Genomic DNA, 16,645 nt, shown 5'->3' on the forward strand with positions numbered 1-16,645 from the left:
CGACGATGAGCTTTACCCCCGCCCCCTGGCCCCGCCGACTGCGCTCGCAGGAATGGTATGGCGGCAATTCGCGCGACACGATCTATCACCGCGGCTGGCTGAAGAACCAGGGCTATCCCCATGACCTGTTCGACGGGCGCCCGATTATCGGCATCCTGAACACCTGGTCCGAGCTGACCCCCTGCAACGGCCACCTGCGCGAACTGGCCGAGAAGGTGAAGGCGGGCGTGTGGGAGGCGGGCGGATTTCCGGTCGAGGTGCCGGTCTTTTCCGCCTCCGAGAACACCTTCCGCCCTTCCGCGATGATGTTTCGCAACCTGGCGGCGCTGGCCATCGAGGAGACGATCCGCGGCCAGCCGATGGACGGGGCGGTGCTGCTGGTCGGCTGCGACAAGACCACGCCCAGCCTGATGATGGCGGCGGCCTCCTGCGACATCCCCTCGATCGTGGTGACCGGCGGGCCGATGCTGAACGGGCATTTCCGGGGCGAGCGGGTGGGCTCGGGCACGCATCTGTGGCGCTTCAGCGAGGCGGTCAAGGCCGGGCTGATGACCCAGGACGAGTTCCTGGAGGCCGAGGCCTCCATGTCGCGATCGTCCGGGACCTGCAACACGATGGGCACGGCCAGCACCATGGCCTCGATGGCCGAGGCGCTTGGCATGGCGCTGTCGGGCAATGCCGCCATCCCGGCCGTGGACAGCCGCCGCCGGGTGATGGCGCAGATGTCGGGGCGGCGGATCGTGCAGATGGTCAAGGACGACCTCAAGCCCTCGGACATCATGACCAGGGACGCCTTCGAGAACGCGATCCGCGTGAACGGCGCCATCGGTGGGTCCACGAACGCGGTGATCCACATGCTGGCCATGGCCGGACGGGTGGGGGTCGACCTGACCCTGGACGATTGGGACCGGCTTGGCCGCGGCGTGGCCACGATCGTGAACCTGATGCCGTCGGGCCAGTACCTGATGGAGGAGTTCTTCTATGCCGGCGGCCTGCCGGTGGTGATCAAGCGCCTGGCCGAGGCGGGACAGTTGCACCGGGACGCGCTGACGGTCAGCGGCATGACGATCTGGGACGAGGTCCGCGACGTCGTGAACTGGAACGAGGAGGTGATCCTGCCCGTTGACCGGCCGCTGACGGCGCAGGGCGGCATCGCGGTGCTGAAGGGCAACTTGGCGCCTGCCGGGGCGGTGCTGAAGCCCTCGGCCGCCAGCCCGCATCTGCTGGTCCATCGCGGCCGCGCGGTCGTCTTCGAGGACATCGACGACTACAAGGCGCGCATCGAGGACGAGGACCTCGACATCGACGAGACCTGCGTCATGGTGCTGAAGAACTGCGGTCCCAAGGGCTATCCGGGCATGGCCGAGGTCGGCAACATGGGCCTGCCGCCCAAGGTGCTGCGCCGGGGCGTGACCGACATGGTGCGCATCTCGGACGCGCGGATGTCGGGGACGGCCTATGGGACGGTGGTGCTGCACACCTCGCCCGAGGCCGCGGCCGGCGGCCCGCTGGCGGTGGTGCGCTCGGGCGACATGATCGAGCTGGACGTCCCCGCCCGCCGCCTGCACCTGGACATCCCCGAGGCCGAGCTGGCCGCCCGCCTGGCCGCCTGGCAGCCCCTGCCCGATCCCCCCACCAGCGGCTATGCCTGGCTCCACCAGCAGCACGTCATGGGCGCCGACACCGGCGCAGACATGGACTTCCTCAAGGGATGCCGCGGAAACGACGTCGGAAAGGACAGCCATTGATGAAAATCGCGCCTTTTCCGGGGCCACGATCCGCCGTCCCGGGGCTTTTCCCAAGGCCCGACCGAGGCTAGCCTGGATCCGGTTCTTAAGGATCAGACATGGCCCGTCTTCTGGCAGCCTTCGTTGCGGTAACGATGTCGCTCGGCCCAGCCTTGGGGCTGGCAGAGGTGGCCCCGGCGTCGCTGCCGCATCTGGCGGGGCTGTCGCAGCCCTTCCTGATCGAGGAGACGGGCAACCTGCCGGGCCTTCAGGTGGAGACATTGGACCTGTCTCAGATCGCAGGAGCGGCGCCCCTGGCGGCGACGGTCGTCGGGCGTGTCGCGCCCTTGGACCCAATCGACCCGGAGGCAGGACCGGGTGCCTTTCGGCATCAATGGCCTGCGGTGCATGCGACGGCGCGTTTTGAGGGCGACGCGCTGGACATGGCCTTCGACGATCCGGTCAACCGCTATCGGATCCAGCTGGACGGACCGGAGGGGCCGGTTCTTCAGGTCGTGACGCCGGGCCGGCGGGTGGTCCGCCTGTCGGGCCTGGGCCCCGGGCCGCACGGCATCCGTCTGGAGAAGGTCAGCGAATCACCCTCGGGTGCGGGGCGCTTTTTGGGCTTCTTCCTGCCGGAAGGGGGCACGCCTTTGGCGCCGCCGGCCCCGCACAATCGGCAGATCGAGTTCGTGGGCGATTCCGATACCGTCGGGCTGGGCAACCTGTCGCCGGCCCGCGACTGTGACGGCTATGACATCTTTCTGGAAACCACCGACACGCAGAAATCCTTCGGGCCCCAGGTTGCCCGGCATTTCGACGCCGACTACCAGATGATCGCCGCCTCGGGCATCCGCCTGACCCCCGACGCGGAAGGTGCCGTCCCGGCCATGCTGGACCTCTACCCGATGACGGCCCCCGACGATCCGGAGGCCGGGGCGGATGCCGCCTGGTCGCCCGATCTGGTGGTGGTCCAGATCGGCTCGAACGACCTGGTGACCCGGCGCCGGCTCTTGGGGCTGTGGCAGACAAGCGAGCTGCCCCCCGACTTCGTCGACGGCTATCTGCGGCTGTTGCAGGACATCCGCGCCGATCATCCGGGCGCCCATCTTCTGGTCGTGGCACTGGCGGAATATGGCGACGAGTTCGTGGCGGCCCATGAAGCCGTCGTCGCCGCGCGGCGCGCCCAAGGCGACACGCGGATCGATCTTCTGTCGATCCCTGGCCTGGAGCGGACGGCCTGCAACTGGCATCCCTCGGCCGCGGATCACCGGCTGATCGCGCAGGCCATCATCGACCTGGTGGAGACGCGGCCCCGGATCTGGAACTGAGCTTTGGGCGCGGCCGTCAGGGAAGGCTTTCTGGGTCACGCAGAAGGGCTTGTCCGGCTGCAAAATTCGGGGCTTAGTCGGCGCACGGGTATTTCAACGTGGCCTCTGCATGGCGCGTCCTTGCGGGCCTTCGCGACGGCAAGGGTGGCGACATGCTCTCACTGAGACCCCTTCAAGCCTATGGCCAGCGCCTGATGGGCAGCGGCCAGCCGGACCTGGCGGAGGGCGCCCACGACCAGTGGCAGCTGGCGCCAGGCGGAAAGCGGCATGTTCCCCCCGCCCTTCATCTGCCGGGGCAGCTGGAGCGCATCCGGGGCACGGAATTCGCCACGCCCGAGATCGTCATGAAGGCGCTGCGCGGGGGGTATGACAGCCTCGACCGGCCCACCACCGCCTTCCGCGTGGAAAACGTCGATCTTGTGGACGGCGTCCTTTATGCCAAGGGCCGGCAGCGTCACCTGCGCGCCCGCCGGTCGCGGCCGCTGACCTATCGCGTCCCACGCGAGGTCATCAGCGCGACGATGTACGAAAGCTGGCTGGGCAACCGGTGGTTCGGGAACTGGCTCAGCGACGACTGCCTGACCTATCTGCTGGCGGAACCCGGCAGCACCACGGTGACCAGCCTGCTGACGCCTACCGGCCACATGCCGCGCTATGAAAGCCTGCTGGGCATGACCCCCCTGCGCAAGGAAACCATCCACTTCCGCGAGCTGGTCCTGTTCGACGACATGCCCAACAACGACGGCAAGACGCGGCGTGCCGCCGAGATGCGCCGCCGCCTGCTGGCCGGGCGAAGCTGCAGCCCCCTGCCCGGCGTCTTCATCCTGCGCGGCAAGAGCGGCGATGCCCGGGTGATGGAGAACGAGCGTCAGATCGCCGAGCAGCTGGCCCAGACCTACGGCTTTCGCCTGCTGGACCCGCTGACGGCGTCGGTGGATCAGATCGCGGATCTATGCGGAGAGGCCGCGATCATCGCGGGCGTCGAGGGCAGCCACCTTGCCCACGGCTTGGCCATGATGCCGCCGGGAGCCGCGCTTCTGGTGTTTCAGCCGCCCGACCGCACGGTGGCCGCGCTGAAGACGCTGACCGACCGGCAGAACCAGCGCTATGCCCTGGTGGTCGGCGAAGGTTCGACCACGGGGTTCACGGTCAGTTGGGACGACGTGAGGCGCACCCTGGACCTGCTGACCTGATCGCCTTCTCCAGGGAGGGCTATGACCCCGTCAGCCAGGTGACATCGGTCATCCGGTCGCCCTCGACCAGCACCTCGCGTGGAAGGGGGTGGCTGATGAAATGCAGCGGGCTGGCGGTCAGGCCATAGGCGCCGCTGACATGGATCGCCACGACGTCCCCTTCGGACAGAACCGGCATTGCGACATCGCCCGCCAGGCGGTCGATCGAGGTGCACAGGGGCCCGACGATATTGTAGCGCTCGGTCGCCTCGCCGCCGCCGATCCGGTGCATCCGGTAGTTCCTGTGAATCACCATGCCGAAATGCCCCGAGGCCGGCAGGTGGTTGTTCATCCCGCCGTCGCAGATGGCGATGTTGCGCCCGCGCGACAGCTTGGTGCCGATGACGCTGGTCAGGAAATAGCCCGCCTCTCCCACCAGGTAGCGCCCCAGTTCCAGGACCAGCCGGGTGCCGGAAAACCGGGGCTCTGCCCGAAAGGCGTCCAGGTCGGGGCCGATGCCCTCCGCCATCTCCTGCAGGTCCAGCGGCTTGTCCTCGGGGTGGTAGGGCACGCCCAGGCCCGAGCCAAAGACCAGCTTTTGCGGGATGATGTCGTGACGGCCGCAGATGTCGCGAAAGATCGACATGAAGATGCGATAATTCTCGCAGATCGCCTGCGGCTTCAGGCATTGCGTGCCGGAATAGATGTGCAGGCCCACCAAGTTCAGATGCGGCAGGGCCAGGACCTGCGGCAGTTCCTCATCGGCGCTCTCGATGTCAAAGCCGAAGGGGCTGGGCCGTCCGGCCATCTGGTCGCCGAACCCCTTGGGCACGCTGGAGGGCGCCAGGCGGATCAGGATGTCCTGCCGCAGGCCAAGGTCGGCCGCCGCCCGGTCGGCCAGCCGCGCCTCGCGCAGGTTCTCGACCACCAGTTCCCCGATCCCGGCCTCGACCGCCTGCCGGATCTCGACCGCGCGCTTGCCCGGACCGGTAAAGCTGGCCCGCGCGGCGTCCCAGCCCGCCCGACGGGCCAGGTGGAACTCGCTGATCGAGGAGACGTCGACATCGTCGATCCGGTCCGCCAGCCAGCCCAGCAGGGCCGGGTTGGGATTGCACTTCATCGCATAGCTGAGATGGAACCACCGGCCCAGCGATGCCCGGATCTGCGCGATCCTGTGCTCGATGTCGTCCGTCAGGTAGACATAGGCGGGCGTGCCGAACCTTTGCGCCGCCTGCGACAGGCAGGCATCCAGCGCCGTCTCACTGCTGGGCATTGGCATATTGGACGATCCGGTCGACGCTGTCGAAATTGTCCAGTGTGACATCCGCCGGATGGACCTCGATGCGAGTGGTGCTTTCCACAAAGCCGATCAGGTTCATCATGGCCACCGAATCCAGAAGGCCGGTGGAAAACAGTCTGGTGCTGGCGTCGATCCAGCCATCGACATTCAGCGAATTCTTCAGAAAGTCGATCACGCTTTGTGCAGTCAGAAACATGGCACAGGGGCCCCCCTCTTGAAACAACGACCGGTCACCCGGCTTCCGCCAGCCGGATGGCCCTGGACCCGGCGATGACGGCCGGCCTGTCCAGTTTGCCGCTGGCCGTGCGCGGCATCGGGCCCGGCCAGGGGTGGATCCATCGCGGAACCATGTAATGCGGCATGGACCTGCGGCAGTGGGCCAGCAGCGCCGCCGGATCGAAGCCGTCCAGCCCGCTGACGGCGATATGCACGACCTGGCCCAGGTCGTCGTCCTCCACGCCAAAGGCCACCACCTCTGCCACCATGCCGCTTTGCGAGACCTGATCCTCGACCTCGGTCGGGCTCAGCCTGAAGCCGCTGGTCTTGATCATGTCGTCGATCCGGCCGACGAACCACAGGTCCCCCTCCTCGTCCACCCGCACCAGATCGCCGCTATAGACAACGGGCGCATCGCCTAGGATATGCCTCAGCTCGGGACAGGGACGGATCTTCTGACGGGTCAGGTCAGGCCGGTTCCAGTAGCCCAGGCTGACCAGCGGGCCACCGTGCACCAGCTCGCCCTGTTCGCCCGGCCCCGCCAAGCCCTTGCCATGCTGCACCACATGGATGCTGGCATTAGGGATCGCCTGTCCGATCGAACCCTTCTTGGCCGCAAACCGGGCCGGCGGCAGATAGGTGGAGCGGAAGGCCTCGGTCAGGCCGTACATCAGGTAGATGTCCACGCCGGGAAAGACCTCGGGCATCCGGTCGAGAATATCCGGGGGGATCTTGCCGCCGGTATTGGTGACCCGCCGCAGCGACGGCATCGGCGTCGGCGCCTGGATCAGCAGCCGCACCACCTGGTTCCAGATCGGCGGCACCCCGGCAAAGCCCGTAACATCGTGTTCGCGGACCGACCGAACCAGTTCGCTTGGCATGGCGACGGGCTGGTGGACGACGCTGCCGCCGGTCAGCAGCATGGTCGTCAGCTGGTTCAGGCCCGCATCGAAGCTGTAGGGCAGGACCGACAGAAGGCGATCCTCCTCTGTCAAGCCCAGATAGGACGTGACCGATTCCGCGCCGAAGCGGATATTGGCGTGGCTGAGCATCACGCCCTTGGGCAGGCCCGTCGATCCCGAGGTATAGATGATCATCGCAAGGTCGTCGCTGCCGGGACGGGCCTCTTGCGACAGCCCGGGGGCGGTCTGGCCGGACCACCGATCAAGACCGGTCGCCGCACCCTCTGCGGTCAGCAGCGTGCCGCAGATCGCATCGGGCATGCCGCCGGCCTCCAGCTCCTTCAGGGCTTGGGGACGGGTGACCAGCGCCCGCGCGCCGCTGTCCGTGGCGACATGGCGAAGCTGCTGCGCGGTCCACTGATGGTTCACGTTCACCACCACGGCGCCGATCCTGGCGGCGCCGAACATCGCGGCCACCTCCTCGATGCCCTTGCGCAGGTGCACGATGACCCTGTCGCCGGCGCGGATGCCGATGCCTGCCAGATGGTCGGCCACCAGATCCGCCTCGGCCGAAAGCTCGGCATAGGTGACGGAGCGGGACGCGTCGATCAGGGCGATCTTGTTGGGGCGGATCGGCAGGTTGTCGGCCAACAGGCGGTACAGGCTCTGGCCCGGCATCATCAATGGACCTCGGAGGAGATCAGCGCGGGCGACGGCACCGGCCGCGGCGTGGTGGGGGCCAGAGGTGACAGGCGGGGATAGATCCGCGCGGGCGATCCCAGAACCGTCGAATCGGAGGGCACATCGGTCGACACGGCGGTGTTGGCCCCGATCCGGACCCTGTCGCCGATCCTGATCCTGCCGAGCACGGTCGAGTTCACGCCGATGAAGACGTCATCGCCGATGACCGGAGCACCGTCGCCCATGTTCGTGCCGATCGTCACGTTGTGCATGACGCCGCAGCGGTCCCCGATAATGACGTCGGGATGAATCGACAGCGACCCTTCAGCATGAATGATATGAAAATCCTTGCCTATTACAACTTGGGGTGGAATCCAGACCTTGGTCACATTCAAAACAAGAACTTTCAGGATCATATAGCCCTTGTTGGCAATGAACCTGAGAATCGGGTTTCTGCGCTGGTTTGCCCATCGTCCGTATCGGTAGATCTCCAATGAGATAAAGGCAGGCTCCAGAATATGACTGCCATGTCGACGGAAGTCGTCCCTAACCAGCTGTAACATCTACACTCTCCGACTACACACACGCCATGCCGGCACCGCGGACCGCGGACCGCCGTCACGCGGACGCCACGATCATCCTTGCGAAACGCAGGGGCAACATGCCCCTTCCGGATAGTCCCTATCGATCATACGCCTGAAATTAACATATGCGGCAACTATTTTCTGTAAAACAGTATTGCAGCGCCTCGGCATGTTTTGGCCCAGAGAAACTGCACGCGCCCTGTGCAGGGATTAATACCTGAAGTTGAAATATTCCTTTTCATTATCGTTCTGATTGGAAACTGCGCTGTCATTGCCTTGACCGAACTTCCGGACGCACCGGGCAATGTCCTGTGATCTATAATTTCCCGCAGGCGGAACTTCACCTTTCCGTGGGGGCTTGTTTCGGGGAAACAACCGGGTCCTTCATGTCACGTCGCGGCAAGCAAGCCTCTCGCGGTTCCGCGCTCAGCCTTCTGGTCCTGCCATCGCTGCTGGGTGCCTGCGAGGGGCCGCAATCGGCGCTGATGCCCGGCGGGCAGGATGCGGCCCAGTTGCTGTTGATCTTTCTGGTGATGCTCGGCGGCGCCATTGTCCTGTGGCTCGCGCTGAACGGGATGTTCCTTTATTTCACGCAGGTCGACCGCAGGCATGTCGCCCTGCGCCACGGGAACCGGATCATCATCGGGGCCGGCGTCGTGCTGCCCACCCTCGTGGTCGGCGCCCTGCTGGCCTGGGGGCTGTCGATCATGCCGTCGCAGCGTGCGCCGGGCGACGGCCTGGTCATCCGCGTCAATGGAGAGGAGTGGTGGTGGCGGGTGGAATACTGGCCCCCGGGCGCGCAGGAACCGATCGCATCGGCCAATGAGATCCGCTTTCCCGCCGGCAGCCGGACCGAGCTGCAACTGACCGCCAGCACCTATATCCATTCGCTGTGGATCCCCTCCTTGGGCGGCAAGATGGACATGATCCCGGGCCGCCAGACCGTGCTGACCCTGCATCCCGACCTCGAGGGCTTCTATCGCGGCCAATGCGCCGAATTCTGCGGCGCCTCTCATGCGCTGATGGCCTTCGAGGCGGTCGTGATGGCGCCCGAGGACTTCGATGCCTGGCTGGCCGAACAGGCCGCCCCCGCACCCGAACCCCAAAGCGACCTTCAACGGCAAGGTCAGGCGATCTTCCGCGACGAGGGCTGCGGCGCCTGCCACGCAATTCGCGGCACGGCGTTCACGGGCACGGTCGGCCCGGACCTGACGCACCTGGCCTCCCGCGCCTCGCTGGCGGCCGGGATCATGGAGGTCGAGCGCGACGACCTGATGACCTGGATCGCCCATACACGGGACATCAAGCCCCAGGTCGCCATGCCGGCCTATGACTGGCTGGCGCGAGACGAGCTTGCCGCCCTGGCCGGCTATCTGGAGAGCCTCGAATGATCGACCGCAAGCCTCAGGGCCCCTATCCCCCGACCGAGGCGATGCTGGCCGAACCGGTTCCGCAGGATCTGCGCGCCGCCCAGGAGGACCGCCTGCGCAAGGTCTGGAAGACCAAGACCGGCATCCGCTACCTGATGTCGGTGAACAATTCCGAGGTCGGCAAATGGTATTCGCTGACCTGTTTCGCCTTCATGCTGGCCGCCGGTGTTCTGGCGCTGCTGATGCGGGTGCAGCTGGCCTATCCGGGGATGCAGTTCCTGGACGCCGACCGCTTCAACCAGTTCTTCACGATGCACGGCTCGGCGATGATGTTCCTCTTCGCCGTGCCGCTGTTCGAGGCGATGGCGATCCTGATCCTACCCGCCTTCCTAGGCGCGCGGGACATGCCCTTCCCGCGCCTTTCGGCCTTCGGCTACTGGTCCTTCCTGATCGGCGGGGTCTTCGTGCTGGGTTCGGTCCTGTTCGACGCCGCGCCCAAGTCGGGCTGGTTCATGTATCCGCCACTGGCGACGATGGACGAAGGGGTGGGGTCGGACATCTGGCTTCTGGGCCTGTCGTTCATCGAGATCGCCTCGATCGCGGCGGCGGTCGAACTGATCGTGGGCGTCCTGAAATGCCGCCCGCCGGGGATGCGCGTCAACACGATGCCCCTTTACGCCTGGTACGTGCTGGTGGTGGGGGGCATGATCCTCTTCGCCTTTCCGCCACTGATCGCGGGCGACCTGCTGTTCGAGCTGGAACGGGCGCTGGACTGGCCGTTCTTCGACCCGTCGCGTGGGGGCGACCCGATCTTCTGGCAGCACCTCTTCTGGATTTTCGGCCACCCCGAGGTCTACATCGTCTTCCTGCCCTCGGTCGCAATTGCCGCCATGGTCGTGCCGACGATGGCACAGCGGCCGATCGTCGGCTATTCCTGGATCGTGCTGTCGGCGGTGGGGACGGGCTTCCTGTCCTTCGGCCTCTGGGTGCACCACATGTTCACCACGGGCCTGCCGATGATCTCGCTGGCCTTCTTTTCCGCCGCATCCGAGGCGGTCGTGATCCCCACGGGCATCCAGCTGTTCGTCTTCCTGGTCACGCTGATGGTGGGCCATGTCCAGAAAAGCCTGCCGATGCTCTGGATCGCGGGCGGGCTGGCGATCTTTACCGCCGGGGGTTTGACCGGCATCATGCTGGCCATCGCGCCTTTCGACTGGCAGGTGCATGACACCTACTTCATCGTGGCGCATCTGCATTACACCCTGTTCGGGGGGATGATCCTGCCGGTGATGGCCGGGGTCTATTACTTCTTTCCCTTCTTCACCAAGCGGGTGCTGTCGGTGCGGCTGGGCAAATGGGCCTTCTGGCTGATCTTCGGCGGCTTCAACCTGACCTTCCTGCCCATGCACCTGACAGGCCTGCTGGGCATGCCGCGCCGGGTCTTCACCTATCAGCCGGATCTGGGGTGGAACCTGCTGAACCTGATCTCCTCGGTCGGGGCCTTCATCATCGCGGCGGGCTTCCTGGTCTTTACCTGGGACCTGCTGCGCCCCGGCAAGCCGCGCCTGCAGACCCGCAACCCCTGGAACGCCGGCACCCTGGAATGGAGCGACACGCTGTCCGACGATGACTGGGGCGTGCGCTCGATCCCCTACATCACCTCGCGCTATCCGCTCTGGGATCAGCCAAAGCTGGTCGATCGCATGTCCGCAGGCCGCTATTACCTACCGGACGCCCCGGAAGGTCATCGAGAGACCCTGGTGACCAGCGTCATCGACGCGCGCCCGGTTCAGGTCCAGCGCGTGACCGGCGATGCCTGGATCACGCTTCTCGCGGCAGTGTTCATCGGCGGCAGCTTCATCCTGCCGACCTTCCATCACTACATCGCGGGTGCCCTGTCCGGGGCGGTGGGTGTGGGCTGCATCCTCTACTGGCTCTGGACCTCCACCGCCCGGATCCCGGAAGCCGAGATGAAGGACGCCGGATTGGGCCTCAGCCTGCCGACCTATGCCTCGGGGCCGCAATCGGTGGGCTGGTGGGCCATGTGGATCACCATGCTGGGCGATGCGACGGCCTTCGCCTCGGTCGTCTTCGGGTTCTTCTTCTACTGGACGGCGGATGCGAATTTTCCGCCTGAGGGCGCGGCCCATGCCGATCTGGGGCTGGTGGGCCTGTCGGCGCTGGCACTGGTCCTGGCCTGGGCGCTGACCCTGGGGGCGCGGCACCTGAACCGCGCCGGCCGGACCGGGGCGGCGCGGGCGGCGCTGGTCGCGGGTCCACTGGCCGCGCTGGCGGGGGGCGGGATGCTGGTCCTGTCGGTGCTGCACCTGGCGCCCTCCAGCCATGTCTATCCGGCGGTGGTCTGCGCCTTGGTGATCTGGACCGGCGTGCATGTCCTGGTGGGCGTGCTGATGCAGCTTTACTGCCTGGCGGGCACGATCTTCGGCAAGATCGACCCTGATCATGACGCCGACCTGTGGAACGTCTCGCTCTACTGGCACTTTCATGTGCTGACGGTGCTGGTCACCGCCGCCGTCATCGGCCTCGGCCCGAGGCTGCTGTGAAGGAGGACCCGATGCCCGGCATCAGCCACCGCCAGGACGAGGAAGAATTTCGCGGTGCCACCGGCAGCCTGTTCCGCATCGCGCTGGCGCCCACGGTCTGGGCGTTCCACTTCCTCTTCTGCTATGCCGGCGCCGCCGTCTGGTGCGCCAAGGTCGGGACCGAGGACGGCGTCACCTTCCTGCGCCTGTCGATCCTGGGCCTGACGCTGCTGGCCCTGGCCGTGATCGCCTGGCAGGGCTGGCAGTCCTATCGCCAATGGGGCCCCCATGATCACGACGACCATGTCGAGGGGCCCCATCGCTTCCTGGGGCACGCGGCGCTGCTGCTGTCCATCATCTCCTTCGTGGGCGTGGTCTATGTGGCCCTGCCCGCGTTTTTCATTACGAGCTGCCTATGACCGCGCGCAGCCTCCCGGCCCTTGGCGGCATCCTTCTGCTGGCGGCGATCTGGCTGCTGCCGCTGGACCAGCTTGCGCCGCGCTTTCCGCTGCACATGCTGCGGCACATGGTCCTGGTCGCACTGGCGGCGCCGCTGCTGGTGCTGGGTTTCCCCGCGCTTGGCCGCTGGCTGGCCATCTCTCCCCTGGTCGCGGCGGCGATCGAATTCGCGCTGGTCTGGGCCTGGCACATGCCCGCCGCGCACGGGCTGGCCTATCGGCTGCCCTTGGGCTTCGCGCTGGAACAGGCCAGCTTCCTGCTGGCCGGGTTGCTGGTCTGGGCAGGCTGCCTGCGCGCGGCCGCGACCGGCGATGCGGGGCAGGCGCTGGCGGGCGCGGGCGGCCTGCTGCTGACCTCGATGCACATGACGCTGCTGGGCGCGCTTCTGACGCTGGCGCCGCGTGATCTCTATGCGGGCTTTTGCGGCACGGCACCCGATCCCGGGGGACAGGCGGTCGGCGGCATGCTGATGCTGGCCATCGGCACGCCCGTCTATCTGCTGGCAGGGGTCGCGCTGGCGGCACGGGCCCTGTCCTGCCGCGGGGTGACGACATGAACAGGCTGCGGACCGTCCTCCTGACCATCGCGGCGATGGGGGTCCTGGCCGGCCTGGCAGGTCTTGCCGTGGTGTTCCTGGGCCTCTTCAACACCTCGGCGCAACAGGGGCACTGGGGCATCACCAACTGGGTCCTGCACACGACCTTCCGGAACTCGGTCGAACTGCGCGCACCGCCGCCTTCCGAGGTTCCCGAGGATCTGGAGGACCCGGCCCTGATCCAGCTGGGGGCACGGCACTATGACAGCGCCTGCCGGATGTGCCATGCTCGCCCGGGCGAGGTGGCGACGGCCACCATCGCCTCGATGGTGCCCCGCCCGCCGCAGGTCGAGGAGGCCGTGGCCCCTTGGCGCCCCGAGGAAATGCACTGGATCGTTGAAGAAGGCGTCAAGATGTCGGGCATGCCCGCCTGGCCCGATGCCGGCCGCGGGGACGAGGTTTGGGCCGTGGTGGCCTTCCTGACCGCCGTGCAGCACGGAATGACCGCGGAGGATTACACCCAGCTGACCGATGCGGCCCCCGGGGGCTATTGCGCCGGCTGTCATGGCCCCCAAGGCACGCCGCGCGCCCCACGCCTGGACATCCTGCAGCCCGCCTATATTGCCACCGCCCTTGCTGCCTACCGCTCGGGCGCCCGGCCCAGCGGGATCATGTCCCACGCGATCAGCCGCATCGATCCGGCCCGGGACGGGCAGCTGGCCCAGGAACTGTCGCAACTGCCCGCTCCCGCCGATGGGCCGGACGCCCCGGTTCCCGAGGGGGCAGAGGCACTGGCGCGCAGGGGGACGGCCGACATTCCGGCCTGCCTGTCCTGTCACGGGCCGAACAACCGCAACCCGCTGATCCCGCGCCTGGATGGCCAAGGCCGCGACTATCTGCAGCAGCAGCTGATCCTCTGGCGGGCCGGCAAGCGGGGCGGCGGTGAACGGTCCGTCCTGATGCACGCCGCAGCCCAAGGTCTGACGGACCCGCAGATCGAGGCCCTGGCGGCCTATTTCGCCGCCCGTGAACCGTGACCCAAGGGCCGGATCGCGGGCCGGCAGGGGAACAATCGCGGGCCGCGACCGTTGCCAAGGACCAATCGAAAAGGAGAACGCGGATGAACGAAGATCGCACCAAGGGTCAGGCCAAGGACGTCATCGGCTCGGCCAAGGAAACCATCGGCAAGGCAACCGGCGACAAGGAGACCGAGCGCAGCGGTCAGGCCGATCAGGTCGAAGGCAAGGTCCAGAAGGGCGTCGGCAAGGCCAAGGATGCCCTGAGCGGCGACAACAAGTAGGTCAAATCCCGTCCGACAGGTTCGGCGGCCCCGCGGAGGGGCCGCCCTGCATCCAGTATCTGCTTCCTGATACCAGTCTCCGGCACCGTCCCAGAGGCCGACGTGCTCCACCACATCACGCGACATCTTGGTTCGAACTGGCGCGACATGCTGCGGCATGCCGTGCAGTCGGCCGTGGCGGCCTCCGCAACCTACCTGCTGATGCGCTGGCTGGGCCTGGACGAGGCGTTCCTGGCCATCCTCAGCGCCGTCCTGATCATCCAGCCTTCGGTCGGCGGCACGATGGGCGCCGCCTTCACCCGCGTTCAGGCGACGGTCGTGGGCAGCCTGATCAGCCTGGCCTGTCTGGCGCTGCTGCCCGATATCTGGGGCACGACCTCGGCCCTGGCCCTGTCGCTGCTGGTCGTGGGAGGCGTCGCGGGGGCACGCCCCGACTGGAGCTATGGGGCGGTCGCCGCGGTCGGGATCGCGCTGGCGCCGGAGGCTGCCATGCTGGAAACCTCAGCTGAACGGGGCGTGGCGATCGCGCTTGGCGCGGCCACGGGGGTTCTGGCGGCGCTGGTGATCTGGCCCGACCGGGCCGAGGTGCGGTTCGACCGTCACTTTCGCCGTGCCCTGCGGGCCACGGCCACGCGTCTGGGCGATGCGCTGAAGGCTGCTGCCCAAGAGGGAACGGGGTCTGCCCTGCATGACCATGTCTCGGAATACCATAAGGCGGTGCAGCAGGCGCAGGAGGCGCTGGCCGTGGTCAAAATGGCGGATCGTGCTGGGATGAACCGCCGCCTGGAGGCACTGCGGCGACTTTATAACTCGGTCATCATCCTTGAGCGGGCCGCCGAGGCAGATCTCATGCCCTCGGCGACCAGTCAGGAATTGAAATCGCGGCTTGATCGGCTGCGGGAGGAAGCCTGCGCCGCCCTTACCGCCTTGGCCGAGGGCGACGCGAACCCGGTGGGGCAGACGGAACGCATCGACCACATCTTGGCCGAACTGCAGATCTCTCTGCCCCATGACGATGCCGACTCGCGGCGTCATCGAAACCGGAACGCCTTGGCCTTTGGCCTTCAGGAGGTTCGCCGGACGCTTGCCGCCCTGATCGACGCCAGCCGATAAAGCCGATTCGCCGATCAGTTGCCGGAGGGCTGCTCGGCCTCGGCAGGAGCATCGGCGCCAGAATCGGCCGACGAGGCAGCGCCGTCCGCTGCTTCACCCTCAGTTTCCTGCGGCGTTGCCGTCGAGGATGAACCGCTCCTCGTGGTGTCGGCATTCCCGGACATCTGACCTGCCTCACTTCCGCCTTCAGCGGAGGCGCCGCCGGTATCTCCCGAAGTCGCCGGCTCCTCAATAGGGCGCCCCGTGGGATCATAGAGTACCACATCCGCGCCCTCGCGCAGCATCACCCGGATCTCCTGCATGGCCTGCTGGCGCAGGTGCTGCTCGATCTGCGGGCGCACCACCTCGAGCGGCGGCAGGTCCTGCTGGCCCTGCGCCTGGGCTTCGTCATAGCTCTGCTGGACCGCTTCGTCGCTGACGGCCTTGGCCATCTCGCGGTCAAGCCAGACCTGAACCATCGCGTTCTTTTCGGCATCCTCGGTGGTGCGGCGCACCAACTCGGTCACTTCGGGGTCTTGGGCGAGGTTTTCGCTCCGAGCCTTTTCCAGGACAAGTTCGCGCATGATCAACTGCTCCAGCGCGATGGGGACCAGCATCTGCGGCGACTGCGCCTGCAACTGCGGCGGCAGCATGCCCACCACCGTCATCACGTCGTCACCGCGGATCTCGGCCTCGCCCACGGTGGCGACAAGCGCGTCGGGTTGCGGATTGCCGGAGGCATCCTGGCCCGCGGACTGTGCGTTCGTTTGCGCGTCCATCTGCGCGGTCTGCTGATCCGGAGAGGAAGTCTGCTCGCTTTGGGTGGCGGGGGACGCCTGATCCGTCGCGGTCGCCTCCTGAGCCAGTGCCGCGCCGGTCGCGAAGGGCAGGCTGAGAACAGCTGCCAGGGCAGTGCTGCGCATTTTCCAGTTCGTCAGTGTCATGTCGATCTCCTGTCTGGCTGCGTGGGCCGGCACAACGCCTCACCTTGGCTGCCGTTCCGGGTGGGGCCCTCACGTCTTGGCTACTACAAGGGTGGGATGGGCCCCTGAGACGAAGGCAGGAACATTTCCGCCACACGCCGGTTCGGGATCGACGGGCATTCACGGCCCTGAAAGGAGAACCCCATGGCACATGCAAGCGGCAAGAAGTTCGGCCCCGGCCAGCAGGACCAGGGAAAAGGCGACGGCAGCGGCGGGATGAGCCCCATCGATGTGGAGCCCCTGCCCGACAACGAGATCCTGTCCAATCGCGACAAGTCCCGCCACTCGGACGAGCGCGGTCTGGATTCCCGCCATGTCCACACCCAGCAGCACCACGACCACACCGCGAACCACGCCCCCGGCAAGGGAGAGGCAGGGGCCGCGTCCAAGCCCGACCATCTGCCCGACGAGCGCCCGGACCGTGACGCGGAGGAGTGACTCCGGCCTATC

16 protein-coding genes are annotated in these 16,645 nt (G+C 66.9%); 11 read left to right on the top strand and 5 right to left on the bottom strand.

Features of this window, described 5'->3' with window-relative positions; all coding sequences use genetic code 11:
- Positions 1-5 precede the first annotated feature (5 nt).
- From araD to ACZ2G3_RS14895, 3 genes are all read left to right on the top strand, one after another.
- Positions 6-1,748, top strand: a complete 1,743-nt coding sequence (araD, locus tag ACZ2G3_RS14885) for an L-arabinonate dehydratase (protein WP_419271709.1) — start codon at positions 6-8, stop codon at positions 1,746-1,748.
- Positions 1,749-1,846: 98 nt separating this feature from the next.
- Positions 1,847-3,058, top strand: a complete 1,212-nt coding sequence (locus ACZ2G3_RS14890; protein WP_470396776.1) for an SGNH/GDSL hydrolase family protein — start codon at positions 1,847-1,849, stop codon at positions 3,056-3,058.
- Positions 3,059-3,210: 152 nt separating this feature from the next.
- Positions 3,211-4,251 carry a glycosyltransferase 61 family protein gene (locus ACZ2G3_RS14895; protein ID WP_470396777.1) on the top strand — a complete coding sequence of 347 codons (1,041 nt, stop codon included), beginning with the start codon at positions 3,211-3,213 and terminating at the stop codon, positions 4,249-4,251.
- Between the two features lie 19 nt (positions 4,252-4,270).
- Here the strand turns inward: ACZ2G3_RS14895 and ACZ2G3_RS14900 are convergent, their stop codons facing one another.
- From ACZ2G3_RS14900 to ACZ2G3_RS14915, 4 genes are read right to left on the bottom strand one after another with little or no spacing between them, the layout of a single operon-like run.
- Positions 4,271-5,503 carry a type III PLP-dependent enzyme domain-containing protein gene (locus tag ACZ2G3_RS14900; RefSeq protein ID WP_470396778.1) on the bottom strand — a complete coding sequence of 411 codons (1,233 nt, stop codon included), beginning with the start codon at positions 5,501-5,503 and terminating at the stop codon, positions 4,271-4,273.
- Positions 5,490-5,726, bottom strand: a complete 237-nt coding sequence (locus ACZ2G3_RS14905; RefSeq protein WP_470396779.1) for an acyl carrier protein — start codon at positions 5,724-5,726, stop codon at positions 5,490-5,492. The genes ACZ2G3_RS14900 and ACZ2G3_RS14905 overlap by 14 nt, the downstream gene beginning before the upstream one ends.
- Before the next feature lie 34 nt (positions 5,727-5,760).
- Positions 5,761-7,326: an AMP-binding protein gene (locus tag ACZ2G3_RS14910; protein ID WP_470396780.1), complete on the bottom strand. Its 1,566-nt coding sequence runs from the start codon at positions 7,324-7,326 to the stop codon at positions 5,761-5,763.
- A gap of 2 nt (positions 7,327-7,328) precedes the next feature.
- On the bottom strand, positions 7,329-7,892 hold the full coding sequence (locus ACZ2G3_RS14915; protein WP_470396781.1) for a serine O-acetyltransferase: 564 nt from the start codon (positions 7,890-7,892) through the stop codon (positions 7,329-7,331).
- Positions 7,893-8,299: 407 nt separating this feature from the next.
- Here ACZ2G3_RS14915 and ACZ2G3_RS14920 point away from each other — a divergent pair, with 407 nt between their 5' ends.
- From ACZ2G3_RS14920 to ACZ2G3_RS14950, 7 genes are all read left to right on the top strand, one after another.
- Entirely contained in the window at positions 8,300-9,304 is a 1,005-nt protein-coding gene (locus ACZ2G3_RS14920) for a cytochrome c oxidase subunit II (protein ID WP_470396782.1), read from the top strand.
- On the top strand, positions 9,301-11,847 hold the full coding sequence (locus tag ACZ2G3_RS14925; protein WP_470396783.1) for a cbb3-type cytochrome c oxidase subunit I: 2,547 nt from the start codon (positions 9,301-9,303) through the stop codon (positions 11,845-11,847). The genes ACZ2G3_RS14920 and ACZ2G3_RS14925 overlap by 4 nt, the downstream gene beginning before the upstream one ends.
- 11 nt (positions 11,848-11,858) lie before the next feature.
- Entirely contained in the window at positions 11,859-12,245 is a 387-nt protein-coding gene (locus tag ACZ2G3_RS14930) for a hypothetical protein (protein ID WP_470396784.1), read from the top strand.
- Complete coding sequence (locus ACZ2G3_RS14935) at positions 12,242-12,841, top strand: cytochrome c oxidase assembly protein (RefSeq protein WP_470396785.1); 600 nt, start codon at positions 12,242-12,244, stop codon at positions 12,839-12,841. Before ACZ2G3_RS14930 ends, ACZ2G3_RS14935 begins: the two co-directional genes overlap by 4 nt.
- Positions 12,838-13,857 (top strand): c-type cytochrome, encoded by a 1,020-nt coding sequence (locus tag ACZ2G3_RS14940; RefSeq protein ID WP_470396786.1) that lies wholly within the window; start codon positions 12,838-12,840, stop codon positions 13,855-13,857. The genes ACZ2G3_RS14935 and ACZ2G3_RS14940 overlap by 4 nt, the downstream gene beginning before the upstream one ends.
- Positions 13,858-13,940: 83 nt before the next feature.
- On the top strand, positions 13,941-14,120 hold the full coding sequence (locus ACZ2G3_RS14945; protein ID WP_470396787.1) for a CsbD family protein: 180 nt from the start codon (positions 13,941-13,943) through the stop codon (positions 14,118-14,120).
- A 102-nt stretch (positions 14,121-14,222) separates the two neighbouring features.
- On the top strand, positions 14,223-15,233 hold the full coding sequence (locus tag ACZ2G3_RS14950; RefSeq protein ID WP_470396788.1) for an FUSC family protein: 1,011 nt from the start codon (positions 14,223-14,225) through the stop codon (positions 15,231-15,233).
- A gap of 14 nt (positions 15,234-15,247) precedes the next feature.
- Here the strand turns inward: ACZ2G3_RS14950 and ACZ2G3_RS14955 are convergent, their stop codons facing one another.
- Complete coding sequence (locus tag ACZ2G3_RS14955; RefSeq protein ID WP_470396789.1) at positions 15,248-16,156, bottom strand: DUF445 domain-containing protein; 909 nt, start codon at positions 16,154-16,156, stop codon at positions 15,248-15,250.
- 183 nt (positions 16,157-16,339) lie between these two features.
- Here ACZ2G3_RS14955 and ACZ2G3_RS14960 point away from each other — a divergent pair, with 183 nt between their 5' ends.
- On the top strand, positions 16,340-16,633 hold the full coding sequence (locus ACZ2G3_RS14960) for a hypothetical protein (RefSeq protein WP_470396790.1): 294 nt from the start codon (positions 16,340-16,342) through the stop codon (positions 16,631-16,633).
- Positions 16,634-16,645: the final 12 nt, after the last annotated feature.

It is taken from the genome of Paracoccus sp. KKT209 (assembly GCF_055635455.1).